At 74.9% G+C, this 3624-nt stretch carries 4 protein-coding genes; 2 read left to right on the top strand and 2 right to left on the bottom strand.

Annotated features, from left to right (window positions below; all coding sequences use genetic code 11):
- The coding region (gene rsgA / locus E1291_RS40200; protein ID WP_131743245.1) for a ribosome small subunit-dependent GTPase A at window positions 1-749 on the top strand (749 nt) is incomplete at its 5' end.
- Window positions 750-849: 100 nt separating this feature from the next.
- On the opposite strand, the gene E1291_RS40195 is transcribed toward rsgA, so the two are convergent.
- Both E1291_RS40195 and E1291_RS40190 read right to left on the bottom strand, forming a co-directional pair.
- Window positions 850-1686, bottom strand: coding sequence for an ABC transporter permease (locus tag E1291_RS40195; RefSeq protein ID WP_131743244.1), 837 nt, complete (start codon window positions 1684-1686; stop codon window positions 850-852).
- Window positions 1683-2687: an ATP-binding cassette domain-containing protein gene (locus E1291_RS40190; RefSeq protein WP_131743243.1), complete on the bottom strand. Its 1005-nt coding sequence runs from the start codon at window positions 2685-2687 to the stop codon at window positions 1683-1685. Before E1291_RS40190 ends, E1291_RS40195 begins: the two co-directional genes overlap by 4 nt.
- Window positions 2688-2811: 124 nt before the next feature.
- Here E1291_RS40190 and E1291_RS40185 point away from each other — a divergent pair, with 124 nt between their 5' ends.
- On the top strand, window positions 2812-3531 hold the full coding sequence (locus E1291_RS40185) for a TetR/AcrR family transcriptional regulator (protein ID WP_242614679.1): 720 nt from the start codon (window positions 2812-2814) through the stop codon (window positions 3529-3531).
- The last annotated feature ends 93 nt before the right edge of the window (window positions 3532-3624 follow it).

Genomic DNA, 3624 nt, shown 5'->3' with positions numbered 1-3624 from the left:
TGGCCGCCAACGTCGACACCGTCGCCATCGCCGTCTCGCTCGCCGCCCGGCTCGACCTCGGCCGCGTCGAGCGGCTGCTGGCGCTGGCCTGGGAGAGCGGCGCGCGGCCGGTGGTCGTGCTCACCAAGGCCGACCAGGTCGCCGGCACCGCCGACGCCGAGGCGGCGGTGGCCGCCGCGGCGCCCGGCGTGGACGTCGTGGCGTGCAGCGCCACCACCGGCGACGGCGTGGACGCCGTCGCGGCCGTCCTCACCGGGACGGTGGTGCTGGTCGGTCCGTCCGGGGCGGGCAAGTCCACGCTGGGCAACGCGCTGCTCGGCACCGGCGCGCTCGCCACCGGCGCCGTCCGCGACCAGGACGGCAAGGGACGGCACACCACCGTGCGGCGGGAGCTGCTGCCGCTGCCGTCCGGCGGCGTGCTGATCGACACGCCGGGGCTGCGTGGCGTGGGGCTGTTCGACGCCGCCGAGGGCATCCAGCAGACCTTCGCCGAGATCGAGGAACTGGCGGAGCGGTGCCGGTTCGGCGACTGCGAGCACCGGACCGAGCCCGGCTGCGCCGTGCTGGCCGCCGTCGAGGACGGCGCGCTCCCCGCCCGCCGCCTGGACAGCTACCGCAAGCTCGTCCGCGAGAACGAGTGGATCGCCTCCCGGGCCGACGCGCGGCTCCGCGCCGAGCAGCGCCAGCAGTGGAAGACGATCGCGAAGGCGCAGCGGCGCCTGTACCAGGAGCGCGGGAGGGACCGGTGACCGGAGCGGCGGTGCGCCGGGTCCCCTGACGCGGGGCCGTGGCCCGTGGCGCGGAGATCGCGCCGCGGGCCGCGGCCGCGTCCCTCAAAGGCCATGCCGGTCAGCGGCCACGGCGCTCGTACGTCCGCACCGTCAGGGGGACGAACACCGCCAGCAGGACCACCGACCACAGCAGCACCGCCGCGACGGGATGCGCCGTCGGCCAGGCCACGTCCCGGGCGGGCGCCGCCGGATTGCCGAACAGGGCGCGGCAGGCCGCGGTCAGGGCGCTGACCGGGTTCCAGTCGGCGATCACCCGCAGCGCCGCCGGCATCCCGCCGGTCGGCACGAACGAGTTGGACAGCATCGTCACCGGGAAGACCAGCGGGATCAGCTGGTCCGCGGTCTGCTCGTCGCGCACCACGAGGCCGAGGTAGCAGCCGACCCAGCTCAGCGCGTAGCGTATCAGGGTCAGCAGCAGGAACGCCTCGGCCGCCGGGACGAACCCGCGGTGCGCGCGCCAGCCGACCAGCAGCCCGGCCACCGCCATGACGGCGAGCAGGGGCAGCCCGCTGACGAGGTTCGCGCCGGTCTGCCCGAACGGGACCGCCGAGCGGGCCATCGGCATCGAGCGGAACCGGTCCATCACGCCCCGGGAGGCGTCGGTGGCGACCCGCAGGGTGACCGCCATGACCGAGGTGAAGGTCACCATGGCGAACAGTCCGGGCATCAGGTACTCGCGGTAGTTCCCGCCGCCGGGCACCTTGATCGCGCTGCCGAAGACATAGCCGAACAGCACCACCATGACGGCGGGGAAGATCAACGAGGCGATGAGCTCGCCGGGTTGCCGGCGCAGCCGGCCCAGCTCGCGCCCCACGAGCGCGAGGCCGTCGGCCAGGGCCCAGCGCAGACGCCCGGCGAGCGGCGTGCGCGGCGCGGCCAGAGTGGGAGCGGTCATCGGACGGCCTCCTCGCCGAGCTCGGGGCGGGCGGCGTCTCCGCCCTCCTCCGCATCCGCCGTGACGTCGCCGGACCGGCCGGTGAGGCGCAGGAACACCTCGTCGAGCGTGGGACGGCGCAGCCCGACGTCGCCGATCGCGACCCCGGCGCGGTCCAGCTCGCGGACGACCTCGGCGATCCGGACGGTCCCGGCGGTGAGCGCGACCGAGAGCCGGTCGCCGTCCAGCGACGGGTAGGCGCCCGCGAGGCCGTGCAGCACGGCGGCGGCGCCGGGGGCCATGGCCGGGTCCTCCAGGACCACGTCGAGCCGGTCTCCGATCGAGGTCTTCAGCGCGTCCGGCGTGCCGGTGGCGATGACCCGGCCGTGGTCGATGACCGCGATGTCGTCGGCGAGCCGGTCGGCCTCGTCGAGGTACTGGGTGGTGAGCAGGACGGTCGTGCCGTCGGCGACGAGCTCGCGGACGCTGTCCCAGATCTCGCCGCGGCTGCGCGGGTCGAGCCCGGTCGTGGGCTCGTCCAGGAACAGCACCGGGGGCCGCAGGATGAGGCTGGCGATCAGGTCCAGGCGGCGCCGCATGCCGCCGGAGTAACCCGATACCTGCCGGTCGGCGGCCTCCGCCAGCCCGAATCGCTCCAGCAGCTCGTCGGCGCGGCGGCGGGCGTCGCGGCGGGACAGGTGCGACAGCCGCCCGAACATCCGCAGGTTGCCCCGGCCGGTGAGCACCTCGTCGACGGCGGCGTACTGCCCGGCGAGCCCGATGCGGGCGCGCACCTCCGCGGGGTTCCGGGCCACGTCGAACCCGGCGATGCGGGCGTGCCCGGAGTCGGCGTCCATCAGGGTCGCCAGGATCCGCACCGCCGTCGTCTTGCCCGCGCCGTTGGGCCCGAGCACGCCGCACACCGTCCCGGCCGGGACGGCGAGGTCGAGCCCCGCCAGTGCCCGAGTGGCGCCGAAGCGCTTGCGCAGCGCCTCGGCCTCCACCATCGGTCCGTCCACCATGACACCTCCACTGAGTACGCTGTACGCAACTGATGGGCGCCAGGTTAAACAACTGGGTACGATGTACGCAACTAGGATCTCGGGTAGGCGGGCCCACCGGGCCCCGGGCGAACGAGGAGGCGCGGTGTCGGACGGCGGGGGGCCGGGCATCTGGGCGGTGCCCGAACGGCAGGGGCGCGGGCCGCGGCCCGCCTACAGCCGCGCCCAGATCACCGAGGCCGCGGTGCGCATCGCCGACGCGGAGGGGCTGGACGCCGCGTCGATGCGCCGCATCGCCGCCGAGCTCGGCACCGGCGCGATGTCGCTGTACCGGTACGTGCCGAGCCGCGACGACCTGATCGAGCTGATGGTCGACCATGTCCTCGGCGAGGCCGGCGTGCCCGACCGGCCGTCCGGCGACTGGCGGGCCGATCTGACCCTCGTCGCCGAGGGAACCCGCGCGATGTGGCGCCGGCACCCGTGGCTGACGGGCCTGCGTCGGCCCCAGCCGACGTTCGGCCCGAACCGGCTGCGGCTGACCGAGTTCGCGCTCGGCGCGCTGGACGTCGGCATCTCCATCGACGAGATCCTCACCCTCCTCGACATGGTGAACGGCTATGTCGAGCGCTCCGTGCGCGGTGAGATCGAATGGATGCGGGAGATGGAGCGCAGCGGGCTGACGCCCGAGCGCTGGATGAGGGAGAGCGTCCCCCATGTCCGCGAGCTGATCGACTCGGGCGACTACCCCATGTTCACGCGCGTCGTCCAAGAGGCGCGCCTGCCCCACATGAGCGGTGACGAGCAGTTCCGCTACGGCCTGGAACGCGTCCTCGACTTCGTCGCGGGCGCCCTCCCCGAGGACTGACCGGGACACCGTGCTCTGGGGACGTGAAGCGCCGCGCGCCCGGCTCGGCGAGCTCGCCGCCGGCGCCCGCGCCGGCCGCGGCGGCGCGCTGGT

Source organism: Actinomadura roseirufa, assembly GCF_900659635.1.
GTDB classification, from domain to species: domain Bacteria; phylum Actinomycetota; class Actinomycetes; order Streptosporangiales; family Streptosporangiaceae; genus Spirillospora; species Spirillospora roseirufa.
The sequence above is the reverse complement of the archived record's forward strand: the minus strand, read 5'-3'. Positions and strand labels throughout refer to the sequence as shown.

Coding starts and splice junctions, on each gene's coding strand:
- E1291_RS40195 (WP_131743244.1), bottom strand. CDS start 1,686: ATGACCGCTCCCACTCTGGCCGCGCCGCGCACGCCGCTCGCCGGGCGT.
- E1291_RS40190 (WP_131743243.1), bottom strand. CDS start 2,687: ATGGTGGACGGACCGATGGTGGAGGCCGAGGCGCTGCGCAAGCGCTTC.